The 23013-nt window shown below is 63.9% G+C and carries 23 protein-coding genes; 6 read left to right on the forward strand and 17 right to left on the reverse strand.

The features are described from left to right. Window positions 1-20: 20 nt before the first annotated feature. From tuf to CH290_RS29870, 15 genes are all read right to left on the reverse strand, one after another. On the reverse strand, window positions 21-1211 hold the full coding sequence (gene tuf, locus CH290_RS29800; RefSeq protein WP_019665491.1) for an elongation factor Tu: 1191 nt from the start codon (window positions 1209-1211) through the stop codon (window positions 21-23). Window positions 1212-1334: 123 nt separating this feature from the next. Then, entirely contained in the window at window positions 1335-3446 is a 2112-nt protein-coding gene (gene fusA / locus CH290_RS29805) for an elongation factor G (protein ID WP_019665492.1), read from the reverse strand. Window positions 3447-3581: 135 nt separating this feature from the next. Further along, a complete protein-coding gene (rpsG, locus tag CH290_RS29810) occupies window positions 3582-4052 on the reverse strand; it encodes a 30S ribosomal protein S7 (RefSeq protein ID WP_003941856.1) in 471 nt (156 codons plus the stop codon). Continuing rightward, a complete protein-coding gene (rpsL, locus tag CH290_RS29815) occupies window positions 4052-4426 on the reverse strand; it encodes a 30S ribosomal protein S12 (RefSeq protein WP_008714048.1) in 375 nt (124 codons plus the stop codon). Before rpsL ends, rpsG begins: the two co-directional genes overlap by 1 nt. 301 nt (window positions 4427-4727) lie before the next feature. Further along, window positions 4728-5246, reverse strand: a complete 519-nt coding sequence (locus CH290_RS29820) for a DUF3558 domain-containing protein (RefSeq protein ID WP_033190197.1) — start codon at window positions 5244-5246, stop codon at window positions 4728-4730. Continuing rightward, window positions 5243-5755, reverse strand: coding sequence for a DUF3558 domain-containing protein (locus tag CH290_RS29825; RefSeq protein WP_020112655.1), 513 nt, complete (start codon window positions 5753-5755; stop codon window positions 5243-5245). The genes CH290_RS29820 and CH290_RS29825 overlap by 4 nt, the downstream gene beginning before the upstream one ends. Window positions 5756-5790: 35 nt before the next feature. Next, complete coding sequence (locus tag CH290_RS29830) at window positions 5791-7179, reverse strand: guanine deaminase (protein WP_033190241.1); 1389 nt, start codon at window positions 7177-7179, stop codon at window positions 5791-5793. A gap of 129 nt (window positions 7180-7308) precedes the next feature. After that, the gene (locus tag CH290_RS29835) at window positions 7309-7932 is read right to left on the reverse strand and encodes a TetR/AcrR family transcriptional regulator (RefSeq protein WP_026347861.1); all 624 of its coding nucleotides are present in this window, start codon (window positions 7930-7932) and stop codon (window positions 7309-7311) included. Window positions 7933-7967: 35 nt separating this feature from the next. Then, the gene (locus tag CH290_RS29840; RefSeq protein WP_019665497.1) at window positions 7968-8735 is read right to left on the reverse strand and encodes an enoyl-CoA hydratase family protein; all 768 of its coding nucleotides are present in this window, start codon (window positions 8733-8735) and stop codon (window positions 7968-7970) included. After that, window positions 8735-9895, reverse strand: coding sequence for an acyl-CoA dehydrogenase family protein (locus CH290_RS29845; RefSeq protein ID WP_033190196.1), 1161 nt, complete (start codon window positions 9893-9895; stop codon window positions 8735-8737). Before CH290_RS29845 ends, CH290_RS29840 begins: the two co-directional genes overlap by 1 nt. A 115-nt stretch (window positions 9896-10010) precedes the next feature. Beyond that, the gene (locus CH290_RS29850) at window positions 10011-12002 is read right to left on the reverse strand and encodes an acetyl/propionyl/methylcrotonyl-CoA carboxylase subunit alpha (protein ID WP_033190195.1); all 1992 of its coding nucleotides are present in this window, start codon (window positions 12000-12002) and stop codon (window positions 10011-10013) included. 7 nt (window positions 12003-12009) lie between these two features. After that, a complete protein-coding gene (locus CH290_RS29855) occupies window positions 12010-13608 on the reverse strand; it encodes an acyl-CoA carboxylase subunit beta (RefSeq protein ID WP_019665500.1) in 1599 nt (532 codons plus the stop codon). Then, a complete protein-coding gene (locus CH290_RS29860) occupies window positions 13605-14753 on the reverse strand; it encodes an acyl-CoA dehydrogenase family protein (RefSeq protein ID WP_033190194.1) in 1149 nt (382 codons plus the stop codon). Before CH290_RS29860 ends, CH290_RS29855 begins: the two co-directional genes overlap by 4 nt. Then, window positions 14750-16450: an acyclic terpene utilization AtuA family protein gene (locus CH290_RS29865; protein WP_033190193.1), complete on the reverse strand. Its 1701-nt coding sequence runs from the start codon at window positions 16448-16450 to the stop codon at window positions 14750-14752. Before CH290_RS29865 ends, CH290_RS29860 begins: the two co-directional genes overlap by 4 nt. After that, window positions 16447-17244 (reverse strand): TIGR03084 family metal-binding protein, encoded by a 798-nt coding sequence (locus tag CH290_RS29870; RefSeq protein ID WP_033190192.1) that lies wholly within the window; start codon window positions 17242-17244, stop codon window positions 16447-16449. The genes CH290_RS29865 and CH290_RS29870 overlap by 4 nt, the downstream gene beginning before the upstream one ends. Before the next feature lie 92 nt (window positions 17245-17336). On the opposite strand from CH290_RS29870, the gene CH290_RS29875 reads away from it, so the two are divergent. Further along, the gene (locus CH290_RS29875) at window positions 17337-18392 is read left to right on the forward strand and encodes an endonuclease/exonuclease/phosphatase family protein (protein WP_033190191.1); all 1056 of its coding nucleotides are present in this window, start codon (window positions 17337-17339) and stop codon (window positions 18390-18392) included. Window position 18393: 1 nt separating this feature from the next. Here CH290_RS29875 and CH290_RS29880 read toward each other — a convergent pair whose 3' ends face one another. Beyond that, window positions 18394-18852, reverse strand: a complete 459-nt coding sequence (locus tag CH290_RS29880; RefSeq protein WP_033190190.1) for a MarR family winged helix-turn-helix transcriptional regulator — start codon at window positions 18850-18852, stop codon at window positions 18394-18396. A 61-nt stretch (window positions 18853-18913) separates the two neighbouring features. Here CH290_RS29880 and CH290_RS29885 point away from each other — a divergent pair, with 61 nt between their 5' ends. Further along, complete coding sequence (locus tag CH290_RS29885; protein WP_033190189.1) at window positions 18914-19318, forward strand: VOC family protein; 405 nt, start codon at window positions 18914-18916, stop codon at window positions 19316-19318. Between the two features lie 36 nt (window positions 19319-19354). After that, window positions 19355-20032 carry a haloacid dehalogenase type II gene (locus CH290_RS29890; RefSeq protein WP_033190188.1) on the forward strand — a complete coding sequence of 226 codons (678 nt, stop codon included), beginning with the start codon at window positions 19355-19357 and terminating at the stop codon, window positions 20030-20032. Window positions 20033-20052: 20 nt separating this feature from the next. Here the strand turns inward: CH290_RS29890 and CH290_RS29895 are convergent, their stop codons facing one another. After that, window positions 20053-20532 (reverse strand): DUF4188 domain-containing protein, encoded by a 480-nt coding sequence (locus CH290_RS29895; RefSeq protein ID WP_033190187.1) that lies wholly within the window; start codon window positions 20530-20532, stop codon window positions 20053-20055. 84 nt (window positions 20533-20616) lie between these two features. Between CH290_RS29895 and CH290_RS29900 the strand changes: the two genes are divergently transcribed. The 3 genes from CH290_RS29900 to CH290_RS29910 all read left to right on the forward strand — a co-directional run. Further along, window positions 20617-21270, forward strand: a complete 654-nt coding sequence (locus tag CH290_RS29900) for a MerR family transcriptional regulator (RefSeq protein WP_033190240.1) — start codon at window positions 20617-20619, stop codon at window positions 21268-21270. Continuing rightward, a complete protein-coding gene (locus tag CH290_RS29905) occupies window positions 21267-21680 on the forward strand; it encodes an ASCH domain-containing protein (RefSeq protein WP_033190186.1) in 414 nt (137 codons plus the stop codon). Before CH290_RS29900 ends, CH290_RS29905 begins: the two co-directional genes overlap by 4 nt. Window positions 21681-21832: 152 nt before the next feature. After that, the coding region (locus CH290_RS29910; RefSeq protein WP_094739419.1) for a DUF222 domain-containing protein at window positions 21833-23013 on the forward strand (1181 nt) is incomplete at its 3' end.

The raw sequence follows: 23013 nt of genomic DNA on the forward strand, positions 1-23013 counted from the left end.
GTGTTGCTGGTGAAACTAGATCACTTGATGATCTTGGTGACGCGACCGGCGCCGACGGTACGACCGCCCTCGCGGATAGCGAAACGCAGGCCCTCGTCCATGGCGACCGGCTGGATCAGCGTGACGGACATCTCGGTGTTGTCACCGGGCATGACCATCTCGGTGCCCTCGGGGAGGGTGACGACGCCCGTAACGTCCGTGGTACGGAAGTAGAACTGCGGGCGGTAGTTGTTGAAGAACGGCGTGTGGCGGCCGCCTTCGTCCTTGGACAGGATGTAAGCGTTGCCCTCGAACTCCGTGTGGGGAGTCGTGGTGCCCGGCTTGATGATGACCTGTCCACGCTCGACGTCTTCGCGCTTGATGCCACGAACGAGGAGGCCGACGTTGTCGCCTGCCTGGCCCGAGTCGAGCAGCTTGCGGAACATCTCGATGCCGGTGACCGTGGTCTTGGTCGAGCCCGGACGGATGCCGACGATCTCGACCTCTTCGTTGACGTTGATCGCGCCACGCTCGATACGACCGGTGACGACGGTTCCACGACCGGTGATCGTGAAGACGTCCTCGACGGGCATGAGGAACGGCTTGTCGGTCTCACGGACGGGGTCCGGGATGGAGTCGTCGACAGCCTGCATGAGCTCTGCAACGCTCTCGGCCCACTTCGGGTCACCCTCGAGTGCCTTCAGTGCGGAGACCTTGACGACCGGTGCGTCCTCGTCGAAGTCCTGCGCAGCGAGGAGCTCGCGGACCTCCATCTCGACGAGCTCGATGATCTCGTCGTCGTCCACCATGTCGGCCTTGTTGAGGGCGACGAGGATGTACGGAACGCCGACCTGCTTGGCGAGGAGCACGTGCTCACGCGTCTGCGGCATCGGGCCGTCCGTAGCTGCCACGACCAGGATTGCGCCGTCCATCTGGGCAGCACCGGTGATCATGTTCTTGATGTAGTCGGCGTGTCCCGGAGCGTCGACGTGCGCGTAGTGGCGCTTGTCGGTCTGGTACTCGACGTGGGAGATGTTGATCGTGATACCACGAGCCTTCTCCTCAGGCGCCTTGTCGATCTCGTCGAAGGCCGAGGCCTCGTTGAGGTCCGGGAACTTGTCGTGCAGAACCTTGGTGATTGCTGCCGTCAGCGTCGTCTTGCCGTGGTCAACGTGACCGATGGTCCCGATGTTGACGTGCGGCTTCGTCCGCTCGAACTTCGCCTTCGCCACTGTGTGTCCTCCTGGACTGTTGGTGCTTGCTTGAAATGCAGCAGTGCGGTTGTCTCGTACAGCTCTTTTGAGCTGCATGGTCGTGCGGTGTTACGGATCCAGCGTGTCCAGCTCGGGAGAGATCTACTCTCCGGTCGCCTTCGCGATGATTTCCTTCGCGACGTTCGCAGGAACCTCGGCGTAGGAATCGAACACCATGGAGTAGTTAGCGCGGCCCTGAGTCTTCGACCGAAGGTCTCCGATGTAGCCGAACATCTCCGACAGCGGAACCTGTGCCTTGACGACACGAGCGCCGCTACGTTCCTCCATGGCCTGAATCTGACCACGGCGGGAGTTCAGGTCGCCGATGACCTCACCCATGTAATCCTCGGGGGTCGTGACCTCGACGGCCATGACGGGCTCGAGAATGACCGGGCTGGCCTTCTTGGCGGCTTCCTTGAACGCTTGTGAGCCGGCGACCTTGAAGGCCATTTCCGACGAGTCGACGTCGTGGTATGCACCGTCGAGCAGTGTGACCTTGACGTTGACGAGCGGGTATCCGGCGAGGACACCGTACTGCATGGCGTCCTGAGCTCCGGCGTCCACCGAAGGGATGTACTCCCTCGGCACACGACCACCGGTGACCTTGTTCTCGAACTCGTAGGTCGCACCGTCTTCGCCCTCGAAAGGCTCGAGACTGATGATGACCTTCGCGAACTGGCCGGAGCCACCGGTCTGCTTCTTGTGGGTGTAGTCGAGCTTTTCGACCTTCTTGCGAATGGTCTCGCGGTACGCAACCTGCGGCTTACCGACGTTGGCCTCGACCTTGAACTCACGCTTCATACGGTCGACCAGGATGTCGAGGTGGAGCTCGCCCATGCCGCCGATGACGGTCTGGCCGGTGTCCTCGTCCAGCTTCACCGAGAAGGTGGGATCCTCTTCGGCGAGCTTCTGGATGGCTGTTCCCAGCTTCTCCTGGTCGGACTTGGTCTTGGGCTCGATGGAGACCTCGATGACCGGGTCCGGGAAGGTCATCGACTCGAGGATCACCTGGTTCTGCGGATCGCAGAGGGTGTCACCCGTCGTCGTGTCCTTCAGACCGATCACGGCGTAGATGTGACCTGCCGAAGCGGTCGCGATCGCGTTCTCCTTGTTGGAGTGCATCTGGAAGAGCTTGCCCAGACGCTCCTTCTTGCCCTTGGTCGAGTTGATGACCTGAGCGCCGGAGTCGACCTTGCCCGAGTACACGCGGACGTAGGTCAGCTTGCCGAAGAAGGGGTGGGTCGCGATCTTGAACGCGAGAGCCGAGAACGGCTCGTCGGCAGACGGCTTACGGAGGAGAAGTTCCTCTTCGTTGCCGGGTGCGTGACCCTGGACCGACTCGACGTCGAGAGGCGACGGGAGGTAGTCGATGACCGCGTCGAGCATGGGCTGAACGCCCTTGTTCTTGAACGCGGAGCCACAGAGAACCGGGTACAGCTCGCTGTTGACGGTCATCTTGCGGATGGCGCCCTTGATCTCGTCGATCGAGAGCTCTTCGCCACCGAAGAACTTCTCCAGCAGAGCTTCGTCGGACTCGGCGACGATCTCGAGGAGTTCCTGGCGGTACTGCTCCGCCTTCTCCTGGAGGTCGGCCGGGATGTCCTGAACCTCGTACTTCTCACCGAGCTTGGTCTCACCGCTCCAGACCTTCGCCTTCATCTCGACGAGGTCGACGATGCCTTCGAAGTCGTTCTCGGCGCCGATGGGCAGCTGGATGACCAGCGGCTTGGCTCCGAGGCGGTCCTTGATGGTCTGCACGGTGAAGTAGAAGTCAGCGCCCAGCTTGTCCATCTTGTTGACGAAGCAGATGCGCGGGACGTCGTACTTGTCGGCCTGACGCCAGACCTGCTCCGACTGCGGCTCGACGCCTTCCTTGCCGTCGAACACTGCGACGGCGCCGTCGAGAACACGCAGCGAACGCTCGACCTCGACGGTGAAGTCGACGTGTCCGGGCGTATCGATGATGTTGATCTGGTTGTCGTTCCAGAAGCACGTCGTGGCAGCAGAGGTGATCGTGATGCCACGCTCCTGCTCCTGCTCCATCCAGTCCATCGTGGCTGCGCCGTCGTGGACCTCACCGATCTTGTACGAGATACCGGTGTAGAAGAGGATGCGTTCGGTAGTGGTGGTTTTACCAGCATCGATGTGGGCCATGATGCCGATGTTGCGGACCTTGTTGAGGTCTGTCAGCACGTCCTGTGCCACGGAATTCATCCCGCCTTGTAAGTCGAAGAAGTGGGACTGGGCCAGCTTGTCACCAGTATGTGAACGGTGAGCCGGGCCGGACCAGGTACTCGGTACAACGCCGGAAAGGTGCGGAAAGTTTCACCGCACCCTCCCGGCCGGAAGTCACCAGCGGTAGTGCGCGAACGCCTTGTTGGCTTCAGCCATCTTGTGCGTGTCCTCGCGACGCTTCACAGCGGCACCGAGGCCGTTGCTGGCGTCGAGAAGCTCGTTGGCCAGACGCTCGACCATGGTCTTCTCACGACGAGCGCGCGAGAAGGTGACCAGCCAGCGCAGTGCCAGCGTGGTCGAGCGACCGGGGCGAACCTCGACGGGGACCTGGTAGGTCGCGCCACCGACGCGACGGCTGCGAACCTCGAGGGCCGGCTTGACGTTGTCGAGTGCACGCTTGAGCGTGACGACGGGGTCGGTGCCGGTCTTCTCACGAGCCTGCTCGAGAGCCTGGTAGACGATGCGCTCGGCGGTGGACTTCTTGCCGTCGAGAAGGATCTTGTTGACGAGCTGCGTGACCAACGGGGATCCGTAGACCGGGTCGTTGATCAGCGGCCGCTTGGGTGCTGGGCCCTTGCGTGGCATTAGCTCTTCTCCTTCTTGGCGCCGTAGCGGCTGCGAGCCTGCTTGCGGTTCTTGACACCCTGGGTGTCGAGCGAGCCGCGGATGATCTTGTAACGCACACCCGGGAGGTCCTTCACACGACCACCGCGAACGAGCACCATGGAGTGCTCCTGCAGGTTGTGGCCCTCACCGGGGATGTAGGCGGTGACCTCTACCGAGCTGGTCAAGCGCACACGCGCGACCTTACGCAGAGCAGAGTTCGGCTTCTTCGGAGTGGTGGTGTACACGCGAGTGCACACACCACGACGCTGGGGACTGCCCTTGAGGGCAGCGGTCTTCAGCTTCGCAACCTTGTCGGTGCGACCCTTGCGGACCAGCTGGTTGATAGTTGGCATGAACCGGCTTTCTTTGTGTCGCGAGTCTTCTTCTCGAAAGACCCAGGGATCTAGCAGTTGGAGCAAGAGAACACTGCTCCTCACCCGTACTACTGTCGTTCTTGTACTGCATACCGCGGGTCTCTTGCACCCCGCGGTCGGGTGTGTCGCATACCCCCACACGGCAGCCGCATCGCACGCTCGGAACTGAACATGAGCACGGCTGTACCTCGCATAGGCACACAGACGGACCGGCCAGGCCGGACACGACCCATAACGATACCCGGCGGCGCGCCTTCGGGTCAAAACGGGCCCCGCCGTGCTACCGACTCAGATTGATCGTCAGATCCATCAGCGTCGTCGCAGCCTCACACGGATCAGGCGCGCCCGATCCAGGCAGGTACTGCACCCACCATCCGACCACTCCGGAGTCCGGAGACCCGGCCGTGACACCGCAGGACGTCGGCTCGTTCGGCGGCTGGGTTCGAATTGCCTTGCGGCCCTGCACGGTTATGTCCTGGACCAGGTACATCATCTTCTCGTTGGCCTCTCGCTCGGCGTCGAGCGAGCCGTTCTCGAACCAGTTGAACGTCACCTTCACGATGCCGTTGGGACCGGCCACGTCCCACCGGCAGATCGCCCCGAAGAAACCGCGAGCGATGGCGTCGCCACCCACCGTCGCGGCGATTCGATCGTCGGCGACGGCGTCGCATTCGGTCAGGAGATCTCGGAACTCCGTGTCGCCGCCGCTGTCGAACGTTTCGGGTGTCGCGGTGCCCTGAACCGTCGTGCTGCATCCCGCCAGCAACACGACGAGCGCGGACATCCACAGCCGTTTCACTGCGCGCGCTCCACGGTGAGGGTTGCCAATCGAGTGGCGACGTCGCACGGATCGGACGACGGCGGCTGGTCACCGTACGTAACCGACCAGTGCATGAAATCCTTCCCGAACTGAACCCCGACCTCGCACAGGTAGTCGTCCGTGGCCGCGGAGAAACCAGGGTTCCCGTCGATCTCGATGTCGTCGGCGGGTCGACCGATCAGCTCGGACCCGGACCGCTCCCGATCGATGGGGCTGCCGCGGTACCAGGAGAAACTCACCGAAGGGCCGGTGCTGCCCGCGACCTCCCATTCGCACCCCACCGAATTCCTGGTGATCATCGTGAATGCCGGCACGGCGAAGGTACTCAGAACTTCGTCGTCGTTCACCGAACCGCACTGCCCGAAGAACGGACCGGCCTCCCCCGGCGACGCCGACGTGGAGTTCTGCTGCGGCGAGGCGTCGTCACCCGTTCCGCATCCGGCCAGAACGGCAGACAGCACACCCAGGAGAATCACCGTCCGCCGCATGGTCTTCAGACCCTACCCAGTCCGACCGACACCGATCAGATGGAGTCGACGCGTCGACCCCGCACGTAGACCTCCGTGATCGCAGGCTCGCGCATCGCCATGAGCAGGGCGAACAGAGTCTGGTCGCGAGCCATGTCCGGGTCGACGGAACGGATGCCACGACGAATCAGATCGTCGAGGGGCTGCCACTTCGCCGGATCGACGACGATGAAATCGGCTTCCTTGCCCACGTCGAGGTTGCCGATGCGGCCCTCCATGTCGAGCGCCCGCGCCCCGGCCAGGGTGCCGGTGAAGAGCAGCTCGGCGGGATGCAGGGGTACGCCCGCGTCTCCGGGTTCGGAGATGTGCACCTTGTACGCGTCGCCGAGCACGCGAGAGAGAAGGAACTCGTCACCGCCTCCGTAATCGGAACCGAGGGCGATGTTCACCCCTGCGGCCACGGTTCGGTTCCACGGCATGGTGCCCGACCCGAGGAATTGCTGCGATGTCGGGCAGTGCGCGATGGACGTGCCCGTCTCCGCCATCCGTGCGAGCTCGTCGTCCTGGCAGTGCACGGCGTGGGCGAGAATCGTCCGCTTGCCGAGGAAGCTCTTGCCACCGACCACCGAGCCGGGGAGGAACTTGCCGTCGTAGGTATCGAGGTACGAGTCGACCTGGTAGGTCTCGAGTGTCGTTGCGATCTCGCCCGTACCGGGCCTGTTGTTCTCGTTGAGGTGGGTGTGGAAGTAGACGCCGCGGTCCCGCACGGAGTCGTACAGCTCGCCGAGGTTCCTCAGTGTCTCCGTGGTCACCGACAGAGAGAACCGTGGAACGACGGCGACGTGCAGCAGAGCGGTGTCGACGTCCCCGGTGTCGGCGGCATGCCACTTCTCGATCTCCTCCGACACCAGCCGTACCGCGTCCTGTTCGGTGGTCACGAGTGCCTTCGCCGAGTCGGGGCCCGTCGTCTGCACTCCCCTGCCGCTGACGACGCGCAGTCCTCTACGAAGGGTCTCCTCGAACAATGCGTCCTGCGCGTGCGGGAACGCCGACCCGAACACCATGGCCTGCGTCGTACCGGCCGCAATACGTCGATCGCAGAACGCGGCCGCCGCCTCCGCCGCGAACTCCGGGTCCTCGAACATCGATTCCGACGGGAAGATGCAGGTGTTCAACCACTCGAGCAGCTGCCCGCCGCCGTAGGCGTCCCCGGCGAACGTCTGCGGGAAATGCACGTGAGTGTCGATGAACCCGGGAAGAAGAAAACCAGGACGATGGTCGACGACGGTGCCGCCCCCGACCGTGACCGCGTCGAACGGTCCCGAATAGGTGATGACACCGTCGTCGTCGACCACCAGCGCACCGTCGGGTATGGAGACCAACGCGTCCGCAGCAGCGGTCACCGTCGGAGATCCGGCGATGTGGAAAACATGGCCCCGATGGATTTCAGGTGCACTGTGTTTTTCAGGTGCACTGTGTTTTTCAGGTGCACTGTGTTTTTCAGGTGCACTGCGTATCCGACTCACGGTGAGAGCGAACCACGAACCGGGCACCGCCGCAGATCGAGCGCTCGCCTACCCGGCCGCGGTGGTGGCGTGGTCGATCTTCAGGCTTGCGTCGAGGACGCCTGCCCATGCCTTGACGATTTCGCTGCGTCGGCGTGAGTCGTCGCTCAGGACGTCGGCGAGGCCGAGCCCACGTGCGAGGTCGAGGGTCGCCTGCACGAGCCGGTGTGTCTGCGGGTCGCTGTCGTCGGCGCCGAGTTGGTCGACGGCCATGCGGTGGGCAACTCGACCGAACTTCTCCTCGAGCGGCAGCACCCTCGCCCGCATGTCCGGGTCCGCGGCGGCAGCGGTCCACACCTGCAGGGCCGCTTTGAAGACGGAACCGGTGTAGTACTCGACGAGCCTTTCGACGACGCGTTCGGTGCGGGCCGGGCCGTGTGGCAGCGCCGCGGATTCACGACGTGCGTCGTCCATGCGAGTGTCGAACATGTAGTCCAACGCCGCGGTGATCAGGTCTTCTCGGGTGGGAAAATGGTGCTGGGTCGCCCCGCGGGAGACTCCTGCTCGCGCCGCGACGACGCCCACCGTCGTCGGGCCCCATCCCTGCTCGGCGAGCGAGTCGATAGTGGACTCCAACAGCCGCTGACGCGTCGCCCTACTTCGATCCTGCTTGGGTTCCCGCGCCGTCACCATCGGTCCTGCTTCTCCCTACTTCTGCACCGGCCCGCTCATTCCGCGGGCGCCACTCGCGAGGCCACCCACCTGGGCGGTCGCTTCTCCAAGAAGGACATCATCCCCTCTCGCGCTTCCTCGGATGCAAACAGCCTCGCAGAACGGTCCGACAAGTCGGTTCCGTGAGCGTCGAAGTCCGCCAGAATCGCCGACGTCGTGAGCCGCTTCGACTCGGCGAGGCCCTGCGGGGATCCTTTCCGGAGAGCCTCGAGAATGTCTCCGACGGTGGATGCCGGGTCGGCTGCGGCCTCGCTGATCAGGCCGATGGCCTCGGCCTCGTGGGAGCCGAACTTCTCACCGGTGACGAAGTAGCGGCCTGCTGCGCGGGAGTTCATCCGAGGCAACAGCGTCAGCGACACGATGGACGGGGCCAGACCCAGGCGGGCCTCCGTCAGCGCGAATGTGGAGTTCGGTCCCGCGACGACGATGTCGCATGCACCGACAAGCCCCATGCCTCCCGCGCGCACGTGGCCGTCGATCTGTCCGACGACGGGCTTCGGGGTCTCGAGGAGTGTACGAAGCAGTCCGAGCATCTGCGCCGTGCGTCCTTCGACGGTTCCGCCGGCTTCGGTGAGGTCGGCCCCCGCGCAGAACGTTCCACCGGTGTGAGTGAGGACGATTGCCCGAACGTCGGGATCCTCGCCCGCATCGTGCAGCCCTGCCGTCAGTTCGTCGACGAGGGCCGTGGACAGGGCGTTCCTGTTGTGCGGGGTGTCGAGAGTGAGGGTGGTGACTGCGTCGGCTGTATGTACCTGAACTGCCATCAGTACGACCTGGGTAGTCCGAGGGAGTGTTGGGAGACGAAGTTGAGGATCATCTCCCGGCTGACCGGCGCCACCCTCGCGATCCGCGCTGCACCGAGCATCGCGGCGAGACCGTATTCCTCGGTCAAGCCCGCCCCGCCGTGGGTCTGGATGGCCTGATCGAGCGCTTTGATACTCGCTTCCGCGGCCGCGTACTTGGCCATGTTGGCGGCCTCGGCAGCACCGAAATCGTCGCCGGAGTCGTAAAGAACGGCCGCTTTCTGCATCATCAGCTTGGCGAGCTCGAGTTCGATCTTGACCTGCGCCAGCGGATGCGAAATCCCCTGGTGCGCCCCGATGGGCGCCTTCCACACCGTGCGCTCGTTGGCGTATTTCACCGCCGCGTCGAGTGCGTACCTACCCATCCCGACGGCCATCGCCGCGCCGAGAATGCGCTCGGGATTCAGACCGGCGAACAGCTGCATCAGCGCGGCGTCGGCCTCACCGACGAGGGCCTCGGCCGGGAGCCGGACGTCGTCGAGGAACAACGTGAACTGATGATCCGGCTCGATGATGTCCATCTCCATCCGAGTCTTCTGGAAGCCCTCGGAGTCGGTGGGAACGATGAACAGCGCCGGCTTCAGCTTGCCGGTCTTGGAATCTTCGGTGCGAGCGACGATCAACACCGCGTCGGCCTGGTCGACGCCGGAGATGTAGATCTTGCTGCCCTTGAGGATCCAGTCGTCACCGTCTCGCCTGGCGGTCGTGGTGATCTGGTGCGAGTTGGATCCGGCGTCGGGTTCGGTGATGCCGAAGGCCATGATCTTCGAACCGTCGGCGAGAGCGGTGAGCCACGTCTGCTTCTGATCCGCCGTGCCGTACTTCCCGATGATGGTGCCGCAGATCGCCGGGCTGACGACGACCAGCAGCAACCCCGCCCCGTGTGCCGCGAGTTCCTCCTGGACGAGGGCGAGTTCGTAGATCCCTGCGCCTCCGCCGCCGTACTCCTCGGGCAGGTTCACGCCGAGGAATCCGAGTTTGCCTGCCTCGTTCCACAATTCGCTGAGGGGTTCACCTTTGCGAGCCTTCGGCAGCACGTAGTCGATGTAGTTGTAGCGCTTGCCGAGCGAGGAGACCGAGGTCCGCAGGCCCTTCTGCTCTTCGGTTTCGATGAAACTCATGATTCTCCTTTTGAAATGGTCATTCCGCGGGCTCCACTCCTGTTGAAATGGTCATTCCGCGGGCTCCACTCCTGTTGAAATGGTCATTCCGCGGGCTCCACTCCTGTTGAAATGGTCATTCCGCGGGCTCCGCTCCTGCTTGGACGACTGCAAGGACGGCGCCGACCTCGACTTGCTGGCCTTCGGAAACGTTCAGTTCGGTGAGCACGCCGTCGGCCGGCGCAGTGACGGTGTGTTCCATTTTCATTGCTTCGAGCCACAGGATCGGTTGCCCGGCCGTGACGGTGTCACCCTGCGCTGCAGCCACTCTGACGACGCTGCCCGGCATCGGAGCGAGCAACGATCCGGCTGCGACCTCCTCGGTGGGATCGACGAATCGCGGCGCCTTGGCCAGCCGCACCGGACCGAGCGAGGAGTCGATGAAGACATCCGGTCCGTACCGCGCGACGTGGAACGTTCGACGAAGCTTGTTGTCGTCCAGCACCACTCGATTCGGAGTGTTCTCGATCAGCGCGACGCCGTCGAGATCGGTCTTCAGGCCGTAGCGCCCGAGGGTGTATTCGACAATCTCATCCCCGTACTGCTTTCGCTGCGGTTGCGACGGGAGGTTGCGCCAGCCGCTGGGGAGCCCCTTGTTCACGCGAGCCGACGCCCGGTTGTGGGCGGCGTCGGCCAGTGCGGCTGCCAGTGCCGACAGCCGCACTGCACGTCCCTGAGCGATCGGCTGCGCCAGGACGTCCAGACCGTGGGTGTCGAAGAACGCCGTATCGGTGTCACCGGCGAGGAATGCCGGGTGCTGCAGGACGTTGACGAGCAGATCTCGGTTGGTGACAAGCCCGTGAATCGTGGCTTTCTGCAGCGACTTCGCCAGCAGATTCGCAGCCTGCTCTCGGGTGGGCGCGAACGAGATCACCTTCGCGAGCATGGGGTCGTAGAAGGTGCCCACGTGTGACCCTGTTTCGACGCCGGAATCCACACGAATTCCGGATTTGTTCAGCACGGAGAACCGCTCGCCGGGGATGTCGAACGTGTGCACCGGCCCGCTCTGGGGCTGCCAGTCCTGACTGGGATCCTCGGCGTACAGCCGAACTTCGATGGAGTGCCCCCGCGTCGCCGGCTGATGGGCCGGGAGAGGTTCGCCCGACGCCACGCTGATCTGCAACGCAACCAGGTCGAGGCCCGTCGTACATTCGGTGACGGGATGCTCCACCTGCAGACGGGTGTTCATCTCGAGGAAGAAGAAGTTGCCCTTCTCGTCGGCGAGGAACTCGACGGTACCTGCGCCCTCGTACCCGATGGCCTCGGTGGCGAGTCTGGCGGCGTCGAACAACCTCTCGCGCATCCCGTCGATACGTTCGACGAGCGGTGAGGGCGCCTCCTCGACCACCTTCTGGTGCCGACGCTGGATGGAGCACTCGCGTTCTCCGACCGTCCACACGGTGCCGTGGCGGTCGGCCATGACCTGAACTTCGATGTGTCGGCCGGTTTCGATGTACCGCTCGACGAACACCGTTCCGTCGCCGAAGGCCGAAAGAGCTTCTCGCCCTGCCGTCTCGATTTCCCGCTGCAGGTCCTTCAGATCGCGGACGATACGCATGCCGCGTCCACCACCGCCCGCCGACGCCTTGACGAGCACCGGCAGTTCGTCCTCGGTGATCTGCGACGGATCGAGCCGGGTCAGGACCGGCACCCCGGCGTCGGCCATCATCGCTTTGGACTCCACCTTCGAGCCCATGAGTTCGATGGCTTTGACGGGTGGTCCGATCCACGTCAGTCCGGCGTTCTGGACCTGCTGGGCGAATTCGGCGTTCTCGGAGAGGAATCCGTAGCCGGGGTGAACCGCGTCGGCGCCTGCTTGTACGGCTGCTGCGATGACGAGTTCACCGCGCAGGTACGTCTCGCCGGGCGAGTTCCCCGGCAGGTTGACCGCGACGTCGGCTTCCCGGACGTGCGGGGAGTTCGCGTCGGCGTCGGAGAAGACTGCGACGGTGTCGATGCCTTCGGCGCGGCAGGTAGCGAAGACACGGCGGGCGATTTCACCGCGGTTTGCGACGAGTACCGAAGTGGCAGGAGCGGAGCCTGCGGAGTGACCAGATTGGTTTGTCATCTGCGCTTCACATCCGGAAGACGCCGAAGTTCTCGGTGCCTTCGATCGGGGCGGTGGCAATAGCCGACAGGCACATTCCCACCACCGTTCGGGTGTCACGGGGGTCGATGACGCCGTCGTCGTAGAGGCGTCCGGAGAGAAACATCGGCAGCGACTCGGCTTCGATCTGGTTCTCGATCATCGCGCGCAGGCCTGCGTCGGCTTCCTCGTCGAATGCTTGGCCGCGGGCTTCCGCTGCTGCCCGTCCGACGATGGAAATGACGCCCGCAAGTTGGGCTCCGCCCATGACAGCGGATTTGCTGCTGGGCCACGCGAAGAGGAACCGGGGATCGAAGGCGCGGCCACACATGCCGTAGTGGCCGGCGCCGTACGACGCTCCGAGCAGAATCGAGATGTGTGGGACCTTGGAGTTCGAGACGGCGTTGATCATCATCGAGCCGTGTTTGATCATGCCGCCTTCCTCGTACTCCTTTCCGACCATGTAACCGGTGGTGTTGTGCAGGAACAACAACGGCGTGTTCGATCGATTGGCAAGTTGAATGAACTGGGTTGCCTTCTGCGATTCTTCGCTGAACAGGACGCCACGTGCGTTGGCGAGGATGCCGATGGGGTAGCCGTGCAGTTCGGCCCAGCCGGTGACCAGCGACCCGCCGTACATCGGCTTGAACTCGTCGAAATCGCTGCCGTCGACGATGCGCGCGATGACCTCACGGGGATCGAACGGAATCTTCAAGTCGGTCGGCACGATGCCGAGCAGGTCCTCGGGATCGGCGAGTGGTTCGATGACCTCTGCTCGCGGTTCCGGGCCCTTCTTCTTCCAGTTGAGTCTCTTGACGATGCTGCGACCGATGCGGATGGCGTCCTGCTCGTCGACCGCGAAGTAGTCCGCGAGACCGGACTTTCGGGCATGCATCTCGGCGCCGCCGAGGGATTCGTCGTCGGAGTCCTCACCGGTCGCCATCTTGACCAGTGGCGGTCCGGCCAGGAAAACCTTGGAGCGTTCCTTGATCATGACGACGTGATCCGACATGCCGGGAATGTAGGCACCGCCGGCCGTGGAGTTGCCGAAAACCAGGGCAATCGTCGGAATTCCTTTGGCGGACAATTGCGTCAGGTCACGGAACATGCGTCCGCCTGGAATGAACACCTCCTTCTGAGTCGGCAGGTCGGCACCACCGGACTCGACGAGGGAGATGACCGGCAACCGGTTCTGCGTCGCGATGTCGTTGGCCCGGAAACCCTTCTTGAGGGTCCACGGGTTGCTGGCACCGCCGCGCACCGTCGGATCGTTGGCGACGATGAGGCATTCGACACCGCTGACGACGCCGATGCCCATGACCGTGCTCGCACCGACAGGAAAGTCGCTGCCCCACGCGGCAAGTGGGCACAGCTCGAGGAACGCCGAGTCCTCGTCTATCAGTAGTTCTATTCGTTCACGCGCCAGGAGTTTGCCGCGCTTGCGGTGCCGCTCGACGTATTTCTCACCGCCACCGAGAAGCGCTTTACCGTGCTCGACGTCGATCTCCGCCAGCTTGGTGTTCATCGCCTCGGCGGCACCGGTGAATTGCTCCGACGCGGTGTCGAGGGTGGACTTCAGCACGCTCATGCCTGGTACCCCAATCGTTTTGCAGCCAGTCCGGTCAGGATCTCGGTGGTGCCTCCGCCGATACCGAGGATGCGCATGTCGCGGTACTGACGTTCGACTTCGCTCTCCCGCATGTAGCCGAGGCCGCCGAACAACTGGACGGCCTGGTTCGCGACCCATTCGCCGGATTCGACGGCAGTGTTCTTGGCAAAGCACACTTCGGCGATGAAGTCGTTGTTCTCGGTCATGGACCGTTCGACGATGCTGCGGGTGTAGACCCGCGCGATGTCGATCTTGCGCGCCATCTCGGTGACGGTGTTCTGTACGGATTGCCGTTTGATGAGCGGCTTTCCGAACGTCTCGCGGTCGCGAACCCACTGCAGCGTCAGGTCGAGGCACCGCTGAGCGCTCGAATAGGCCTGCGCGGCGAGCGCGATGCGTTCGGTCAGGAACGCCTGCGCGATCTGCGCGAAGCCCGTGTTCTCCGCGCCCACCAGATTGCTCACGGGCACCCGGGCGTTGACGAAGGAGAGCTCGGCCGTGTCCGACGCCCGCCAGCCCATCTTGTCCAGCTTGCTCGTCACCTCGAATCCAGGCGTGCCCTTCTCCACGACCAGAAGCGAGACCCCTCCGGCGCCGTCACCGCCGGTGCGGACCGCCGTCACCACGAAATCTGCGCGGCACCCCGACGTGATGTACGTCTTCGCACCGTTGACGACGTAGTGATCGCCGTCCTTGACGGCCCTCGTCCGCAGATGTCCGACGTCGGATCCGCCGCCCGGTTCGGTGATCGCGAGCGATCCGATCTTCTCGCCTGCGAGGGTAGGGCGTACCCACTTCTCGATCTGGTCCGGATCACCCGCGGCCACCAAGTGCGGCAACGCAATTCCGCTGGTGAACAGCGAAGCGAAGAGTCCTCCCGACGCGCCTGCCTGGTGCATTTCCTCGCAGATGACCACAGCGTCGGCGAGGTCTCCCCCGTCGCCGCCGACCTCCTCGGGAAAGCCCGCTCCGATGAGACCGAGAGCCGCAGCTTTACGGTGGAGATCGCGTGGGAGTTCACCGTCCGACTCCCACTGGTTCAAGTGCGGCAGGATGTCCTGTTCGACGAAACTGCGCACGGTCTTGCGGAGCTGTTCACGCTCCGGCGTGGTCCACACGGTCATATCTGTCCTTGGAATACGAGAGTTTCGGGAATGGCGATGTGCCGGGACCTGAGCCATTCGCCCAACCCCTTGGCCTGTGGATCGAATCGTGCCTGCGATGCGACGCCTTGGCCGAGGATGCCTTCGATGACGAAGTTGAGGGCCTTGAGGTGCGGCAGCACATGCCGGGTGACGGTGAGGTCTGCGGCTTCGGGGAGCAGCGACTTCAGTTCTTCGACGGTGAGAGCGTGGGCCAGCCAGGCGAATTCGTCGTCGCTGCGCACCCACACTCCGACGTTCGCGTTGCCGCCTTTGTCGCCGCTTCGTGCGGCGGCGACGGTACCGAGTGGCACTGTGATCGTCGACTCGCCAGGTCGTTTCGGTGGAAGTTCGGGCTCCGGGAGCGGTTCGAGTACTTCAGTGTCGGTGGCCGGTGGAATGTCGACCCGGGTGCCGTCGGCGAGGGTGACCGTGTGCGGTACCTCGCCTGCATCGACGTATCCGGCGGTGAAGACACCGAACGGCGCACCGTGTCCGGGCGGCGCGGTCAACGAGAAGCCGGGATAGCTGGCGAGAGCGAGCTCCACTGCTACCGATGAGAACTGGCGGCCGACGATGTTCGGATCACTGTCGCGGGCCACGCACCTCAGGAGCGCGCTTGCGGTTTCCTCGGTGGGCGCGTCGGGCTTGTCGGTCCGCACCAGCGTCCATTCGAGTTCCTTGGGTCTGGTCGGCAGCCAGGATTCGAATTGCTTCTGCGCGAGTTCGGCTTTCGCGTCGATGTCGAGACCGGTCAGAACGAGGGTGAACTCGTTGCGGAATCCGCCGAGCGAGTTGAGCGAGACCTTCAGCGTGGGCGGCGGGGCCTCGCCCTTCACCTGGGAGATCCTGACGCGGTCGATGGACTCCTGAGTCAGTACAGCGGTGTCGATACGAGCTGTGACGTCGGGGTTCGCGTATCGCCCGCCGGTGATTTCGTAGAGCAACTGCGCGGTGACGGTTCCGACGCTGACTGCGCCGCCGGTGCCGTCGTGCTTGGTGATGACCGACGATCCGTCGGCATGGATCTCGGCGATCGGGAACCCGGGACGTCCCATGTCGGCGATCTCGGTGAAGAACGAGTAGTTGCCACCGGTCGCCTGGGTGCCGCACTCGATGACGTGACCGGCCACCACGGCACCGGCCAGAGCGTCGTAGTCGGTTCTGTTCCAACCGAAGTGGTACGCCGCGGGGCCGACGATGACCGAGGCGTCGGTGACGCGGCCGGTGACGACGACGTCGGCGCCGGACTTCAGCGCTTCGACGATTCCCCACGCGCCGAGGTACGCGTTGGCGGTGAGAGGGCTACCCAGGCCGAGCTCGTCCGCGCGGGACAGGAGATCGTCGCCGTCGACGTACGCGATCTTCGCACCGGAGTCGAGCTGGGTCAGCGCGTCGGCGAGGCCTTTCGGGTTGAGTCCGCCGGCGTTCGCGACGATCTTCACGCCCCTGTCGAGAGCGAGACCGAGGCAGTCCTCTGCCTGGCGGAGAAAGGTTTTGGCGTATCCGCGGGATGCGTCCTTCATGCGATCGCGGCCGAGGATGAGCATCGTGAGTTCGGCGAGGTAGTCGCCGGTGAGGTAGTCGAGTTCACCACCTTCGAGCATCTCCCGCATCGCGGAGAGTCGGTCACCGTAGAAACCGGAACAGTTGCCGATTCTGACGTGGGGGGTACTCATTTCTGGGATCGTCCTGGTCCTGGAGGGCCTGCGAAGGCTTGGGCGATGGTGAGCCAGTGCTGGGCGTCGGCGCCCTCGGCGTGGACGTCGAGGTCGTCGCGATGGGCGCGCTGAGTGACGAGCAGGCAGAAGTCCGCCGCCGAGCCGGTGACGCGCTGAGACGCGTCACCGGGGCCCCAGGTCCAGAGCTCACCCAAGGGGGAGGTCAGCTCGACCCGGAACGGCTCGGTCGGCGGGGTCTGGTGGTTGACGGCGTACGCGAAGTCGCGGGTTCTGACTCCGATGTGCGCGACGCCTCTGATGCGCTCGATGGGCTCGCGGCGGACGCCGAGTGCGTCGGCGACGTCCTGTCCGTGTGCCCACGTCTCCATCAGTCGTGCCGTCGCCATCGAGGCCGCGCTCATCGGCGGTCCGAACCACGGAATCTTCACTCCGGCGGGCACCGTCGCGAGGGCATCCGTCATTGCGTGACGACGTGAGCGCCAGGTTTCGAGGAGGTCGGGCCGCCGCGCTTCCTCCTCGGCCGCGACGTCGACGAAACCGGTCGGATCGGACCAGGCCTGCTTCAGAACGATGTCGAACTCGGCTTTGGCGCGATCGTCTCCTGCGGCACCCGACGTCGTGCGCTCGGCGACATTGTCCGTCCAGGACAGATGACCTATCTGATGGGCGACGGTCCAGCCCTCGGCGGGCGTGAGCGTCGACCATTGTTGGTCGGTCAGGTCGCTGACCAGGGCGTCGAGGTCGTCACCCTCGGCGCGGAGGTCATCGATGATCGAGTCGAGGTCGGCCATGGGAACAGCTTCACACCACACCGCGTAAAAAGCAAGCATGCCTGCTTGTTAATTTACGTGTTGTTCAGACAACGTCGGTACGGTCTCCGATCGTGAAGACCGCCGGACTTGCCGCAGCCCTACTTGCCACTGGACTACTCGCCGGATGTTCGACGCCGGGAGCGAGCGACGCCGAGCCCCGTCAGGTACGCGTCGCGACGTTCAATGCAAGCCTCAACCGACCCGCCGAGGGACAACTGGCCACCGAACTGCACGGCGAGAACGCGCAGGCCCGAGCCGTCGCCGACGTGATCGACCACAATTCGCCGGATGTTCTGTTGATCAACGAATTCGACTATTCGCCCGAGGCACTGGATCTGTTTCGTGAGAACTACCTGGGTGGCGCGTACCCCTACTCCTTCACGGCACCCGTGAACACCGGCGTCGACTCCGGACTCGACCTCGATTCCGACGGTGCTACCGGAGGACCGAACGACGCATTCGGTTTCGGGCAGTTTCCCGGCCAGTACGGCATGGTCGTGCTGTCGAAGTTCCCGATCGACACCTCCGGCGTCCGGACATTCCAGAACTTCCTGTGGAAGGACATGCCGGATTCGCTTCTGCCTCGCGACTACTACGGCGCGAACTCGGACGCACTGCGCTTGTCGAGCAAGTCTCACTGGGACGTGCCCGTCGACATCGACGGCAAGACCGTGCACATTCTGGCGTCGCACCCGACTCCCCCGTCGTTCGACGGACCGGAGGACCGCAACGGAAAACGCAATCACGACGAGATCCGCCTCACCGCCGACTACATCGACGGCGCTGGATACCTGTACGACGACAACGGCGTTCGCGGAGGCTTGACGCAGAACGCATCGTTCGTCGTTCTGGGCGACCAGAACAGCGATCCGGTCGACGGCGACTCGGTAGCAGGGTCAATTCAGCAATTGCTCGACAACCCCCGCATCCAGGATCCGGCGCCGACGTCGGGAGCCGACGGCAACACCGATACCGCCGACTTTTCCGACCCGACTCCCGGCGACCTACGCGTCGACTACGCATTGCCGTCGGCTGACCTGACCGTCACGGGCTCGGAGGTCTTCTGGCCGACCGATGCCTCGCACCCCTCGGATCACCGAATGGTGTGGGTGGATCTGAAGCTCTGACTCAGGATGCGTCTCCGCGGTCGTTGAGCGATCGGATCATTCCGCCGAGGAGCCGGAACGCCGTCTCGCGTTCGTCGCCGGACATACCGGCCAGCATCCGGTCCTCCACGGACCTGACCGCGGCAGTCGCCTTCTCGAGCTCCCGCCGGCCGCGTTCGGTGAGCCGGGCCGGAAGGGCCTTTCCGACGGGAGCTTCCGTCGGCCTGACGACGACCCCGTCCCGTTCGAGAGCCTGCAACAGCACGTTCATCGATTGCCTGGTGACGAAGGCGCCGCGGGCGAGTTCGGAGTTGGACAGGCCCGGCCGCTGAGCGAGCAGTTCGAGGCACGAGTAGTGCGTCACGCTCATCCCGAGCGGCCGAAGGACTTCCTCCATCGCGGCCCGCAGGACACTGGACGCTTCCTTCAGCAGGTACCCCAACGAGGTGTTCAGGTCGATCCCTCGGTCGGCTTGACTCATGTCAGCATTCTGACATAGATTCGTTCGTGTCAGATAACTGACACACGTCGAAGGAGTTTCCATGGCAGTCGCCGGTCCCGATTTCATCTCCCTCCAAGTACGCGACCTCGCCGCATCGCAGGCGTTCTACGAGAAGTACCTCGGCCTCGTGCGTTCGCCCGCCGGCCCACCCCACGCCGTGGTCTTCGAGACCACTCCCATCGCTTTCGCTCTGCGGGAGATCGTCGCCGGAACCGATCTCGCCTCCGCGGACCGGCCGGGCATCGGCGCCGCAATCTGGCTGCACGCCAACGACGTTCAATCCATCCACGACACCCTCGTAGCGGACCAGGAGCGGAGTGCGCAGAGCGACCCCGACAGCAACACTCAGGTCATCGTGTCGGAACCCATCGACGGCCCCTTCGGCCGCACCTTCACCTTCGCCGACCCCGACGGCTACCACATCACCCTCCACGATCGCGCCTGACGGTTCGGCCAGGGCTCGTCGGTACCATCGATGCCCATGGGGGTCTACGACGCGTATGTCTTCGACATTCAGGGCACACTGTTCGACTTCTTCGGGCCGGTAGCCGACGCCTTGTCCGAATGGGTGGACGACGAAGTCGTCGGCGATGCAGTGCGAGCCTGGCGTCAGGACTATTTCGAGCGAACGTCCACCCTGACGCAGTCGGCCGAGCATTGGCAGCCGGTGCAGAACGTCTACCGAGACGGCCTGGATTCGGTCGCGAAAAAACTCGGGCTCAAGATCCCTTCTCCTGCCCGGACGGCGTTGGCCGATACATGGAAGAACCTGCGGCCGTGGCCCGATTCAGTGGACGGCCTGCGAGATCTACGACAGACCTCGGTCGTCGCGAGCTTGTCCAACACCGACATGGCGACCATGGTGCATCTGTTCAAGCGAGCCGGGATGGACTGGGACGCAGTGCTGACCGCCGAAGTGTTCGGCGCTTTCAAGCCGGCTTCTTTCATGTACGAGCGAACGTGTCGTTACCTCGGGGTCGAACCCGACCGTGCAGCGATGGTCGCATCACACCCGTACGACCTCCGGGCCGCCAGGGCCGTCGGCATGAAGACCGTGTTCGTTCATCGCCCGTTGGAATTCGGCCGAATCGATCATTCGGTGGACGATGCGAGGGGCGAGTTCGACCACAGAATCGACAGTATCGCGGACATGCCCTGACGCAGGATGCCGTCGCACAGTCACTTCGAGATTCGGGCCCTTGCTGATTCGGTTCGTTTTCCGACCACGACGGAAGTTCCCGCGGCAGCCAACCCCATGATGGGCATGTTCGAGTAGATCGACTCGTGACTGCCGGGGCCCACCCGATAGGTCTCGTGATAGACGCCGACGTCACCGCTACTGCCGACTCTGGTGTCGAACGCCCTCCACGACGGCAAGTGTGGATCACTCGGGTTCCGGGCGAACGCCTCGAGCCGATCGAAGCTCCGCCAGTACTGGACCACCGTTACCGTACGTCCGCCGAAGGACAGGCGAGCGCCCAAGAGCCCCTTCTCCGGATGCTTCCTCAACTCGCGCAACATTTTCGGCATGGCGACGAACGGCGGAAACCACTTGTGCACCTTCCACAGCTTGTTTATCCGCATGCCGATGAGAAAGACGACGAAATCGCCGTCCATCGAGGCCGTGTAGCGGCCGGGTTGCACTCCGTTGCGGTTCACGATGTCGAACCTCCAGACTATGGATAGAGGAACTATCTGTAATAGATAGTGATACTCTCCGTTCGTGAAGTCAAGGGTGCTCGGATGAGGATCTCCGAGCTGAGCAAGCACTCCGGCGTGTCGACAGCCTCCATCAAGTTCTACCTGCGCGAGGGCCTCCTCCCCGCAGGCAAGCAGACCGCACCCAATCAGGCCGACTACAACGACCAGCACGTACGACGGTTGCGCCTCATCCGCGCCTTGATCGACGTCGGCGGACTCTCCATTTCCGTCGCCCGCGCCACTTTGGCAACGATCGATCACGAATCAGCCTCCGCTCACGACACGTTCGGAGCCGTGATGCACGGGCTGGACGACATCGACCCCGACGACGCGGCACCGGACGTCGCCCGAACCTACGACGAAGTGCGAGAATGGATTTCCGCGCGTGATTGGCACGTGGATCCTGCGGCTCCCGCTCCCTTCAGGCTGGCAGAACTCGTGGCGACGTTGAGACGCTTCGACTTCCCGATCGACTTGAACTACTTCGACGACGTGGCCGACGCTGCCGAGGCAACTGCCCGGGGTGAGGTGAACTACGCCCGTACGCGACCGGACCGCGCCTCCGCCGTGGAGGCCATGGCCATAGGAACCGTCGTGATCGGACAGGCCGTGAACGAGATACGCCGAATTGCACTCGAAGCCATCAGCTTTCGTATTCAGAACACCGGCGATGACTCTCCGTCCGTTACGCCATGACCCAGCCACCCGCAGTAGAATTCGCCTTCCCCGGTCCGCTGCGCGACTCCCTCGTGGAGACTGTCCTCGACGGCAAGAAGACATCGACGACGGGCTTGGTGGCCGACTACACAGCATCCGGTGACCCCATTCCGGCCGTCGGCAATCGATTCTCGGTCATTGATTCGTCCGGGAACCCTGTCGGTGTCATCGAAGTGACGGGAGTGCGCATCGTGCGACTCGCCGACGTTTCACTCGACCACGCCATGGCCGAGGGCGAAGGTCACCGCTCGATAGCCGACTGGCGGCGCGACCACGAATCATTCTGGCACTCCACGGAAATGCGCTCGGCACTGGGCGATCCCACCTTCACTGTCGACGACGACACGAAAGTAGTTCTGGAATCCTTTCGACTGATCCAGCCCCGCTAGTCGAACGGCGCCTTGTACGCATTTTTGTCGGTGTCGTGTGCTAGTAGATCGAACTTCAAAAACGGTTGCCCCACAAACCGAAAGGCCTTGCGGCTGAAAGGAACGGGCGGTATATTCGAACATACGTTCCCATGAACCGGGGGGTTCACCACATGCCACACACCACGACGCCCAGCAGATACGCCCGCTACCTGGGCCCACTCGCACCACCCACCATCGACCCAACACTCCTGACCGAACTCGCCGACGCAGCCAGAGAAGAAAACAAAGCCTGCGCACGCAAAGTCGCCCACGCCGCACGCATCTGGGAAACCTGCATCGAACAGACCGTCCACATCGGCGAACGCATCACCGACGCCGGCAACTACGCATCCTCCGAAACCGCAGCCGCACTCGGATGCTCGAAAACAGTCGCAGACACCTACTCCGACATCGGAATGGACCTGCGCCTACGCCTCCCACATATCAAAGCAGCCTTCGACGCCGGAGACCTCGACCTACCCCGAGTACGCGCCATCCACCGCGTCACCGGCCCCTACAGCACCCCCGCCGTCGAACACGCACAAACCGACATCCTCACCGCCGCACTACACCTGTCCCCCGGACCACTCGCCACCGAAATCAACGCCATCATGCACCGCTGCGCGCCTGACGAAGCCGCACAACTACGCACGGACCTCACCCGCCTGACCACAGTGAAATACCGCGACAAAGACATGATCGCCACCATCGAAGCCGACCTCGAAGCCGCAGACGCCGCCGCCAGCTGGCAACGCATCAACGAAGTAGCCGACACCCTCTGCCCCCGCGACCCCCGCACCCGAGGACAACGCCGCGCCGCCGCCTACACCGCCCTCATGCGCAGCGAAACCCACATCGCCTGCACCTGCGAGCCCGACGACGACCACCCCTGCACCGCTAACCCCGAACCCCCCGACCGCCGCCGACCCCTCACCACCGTCACCATCGACATCGACACCCTCCTGCGCCTCGCCGACCTCCCCGCCTACCTCGCCGACCACGGCACCATCGACGCCGACTACGCCCGACAACTAGCCCACAACAGCGACCTGCAGATCCTCATCACCGAAGCCCTCGACCTCGCCCACGAACTAGGCCACATCGCCAACCCCAACCCCAACCCCGACGCCGCACGAGACACAGATCCCGAGCCCACACGCACACCACGCCCCACCGCACACCCGACGTTTCATCCACTCGGACGCGGCCGACGACACCCCGCACTCAAACCCCCCCCACCGCCGCACCCACACACCTCACGCACACCCCCCCACACCCACCACCACACCCCCCCCGCACGGTACCACGGCTT

Origin of the sequence: Rhodococcus sp. 06-156-4 (assembly GCF_002259345.1) — a bacterium.
In the GTDB taxonomy this organism is placed as follows: domain Bacteria; phylum Actinomycetota; class Actinomycetes; order Mycobacteriales; family Mycobacteriaceae; genus Rhodococcoides; species Rhodococcoides fascians_E.

What these genes read in the sequence shown, in the direction of transcription:
- CH290_RS29870 (WP_033190192.1), bottom strand. Translation starts at nt 17,244, where the DNA reads ATGGCCGACCTCGACTCGATCATCGATGACCTCCGCGCCGAGGGTGAC.
- CH290_RS29865 (WP_033190193.1), bottom strand. Translation starts at nt 16,450, where the DNA reads ATGAGTACCCCCCACGTCAGAATCGGCAACTGTTCCGGTTTCTACGGT.
- CH290_RS29880 (WP_033190190.1), bottom strand. Translation starts at nt 18,852, where the DNA reads ATGAGTCAAGCCGACCGAGGGATCGACCTGAACACCTCGTTGGGGTAC.
- CH290_RS29845 (WP_033190196.1), bottom strand. Translation starts at nt 9,895, where the DNA reads ATGAGTTTCATCGAAACCGAAGAGCAGAAGGGCCTGCGGACCTCGGTC.
- CH290_RS29905 (WP_033190186.1), top strand. Translation starts at nt 21,267, where the DNA reads ATGACCCAGCCACCCGCAGTAGAATTCGCCTTCCCCGGTCCGCTGCGC.
- CH290_RS29850 (WP_033190195.1), bottom strand. Translation starts at nt 12,002, where the DNA reads ATGACAAACCAATCTGGTCACTCCGCAGGCTCCGCTCCTGCCACTTCG.
- CH290_RS29855 (WP_019665500.1), bottom strand. Translation starts at nt 13,608, where the DNA reads ATGAGCGTGCTGAAGTCCACCCTCGACACCGCGTCGGAGCAATTCACC.
- CH290_RS29885 (WP_033190189.1), top strand. Translation starts at nt 18,914, where the DNA reads ATGGCAGTCGCCGGTCCCGATTTCATCTCCCTCCAAGTACGCGACCTC.
- CH290_RS29890 (WP_033190188.1), top strand. Translation starts at nt 19,355, where the DNA reads ATGGGGGTCTACGACGCGTATGTCTTCGACATTCAGGGCACACTGTTC.
- CH290_RS29835 (WP_026347861.1), bottom strand. Translation starts at nt 7,932, where the DNA reads ATGGTGACGGCGCGGGAACCCAAGCAGGATCGAAGTAGGGCGACGCGT.
- CH290_RS29860 (WP_033190194.1), bottom strand. Translation starts at nt 14,753, where the DNA reads ATGACCGTGTGGACCACGCCGGAGCGTGAACAGCTCCGCAAGACCGTG.
- CH290_RS29840 (WP_019665497.1), bottom strand. Translation starts at nt 8,735, where the DNA reads ATGGCAGTTCAGGTACATACAGCCGACGCAGTCACCACCCTCACTCTC.
- rpsG (WP_003941856.1), bottom strand. Translation starts at nt 4,052, where the DNA reads ATGCCACGCAAGGGCCCAGCACCCAAGCGGCCGCTGATCAACGACCCG.
- rpsL (WP_008714048.1), bottom strand. Translation starts at nt 4,426, where the DNA reads ATGCCAACTATCAACCAGCTGGTCCGCAAGGGTCGCACCGACAAGGTT.
- fusA (WP_019665492.1), bottom strand. Translation starts at nt 3,446, where the DNA reads ATGAATTCCGTGGCACAGGACGTGCTGACAGACCTCAACAAGGTCCGC.
- CH290_RS29825 (WP_020112655.1), bottom strand. Translation starts at nt 5,755, where the DNA reads ATGCGGCGGACGGTGATTCTCCTGGGTGTGCTGTCTGCCGTTCTGGCC.
- CH290_RS29900 (WP_033190240.1), top strand. Translation starts at nt 20,617, where the DNA reads ATGAGGATCTCCGAGCTGAGCAAGCACTCCGGCGTGTCGACAGCCTCC.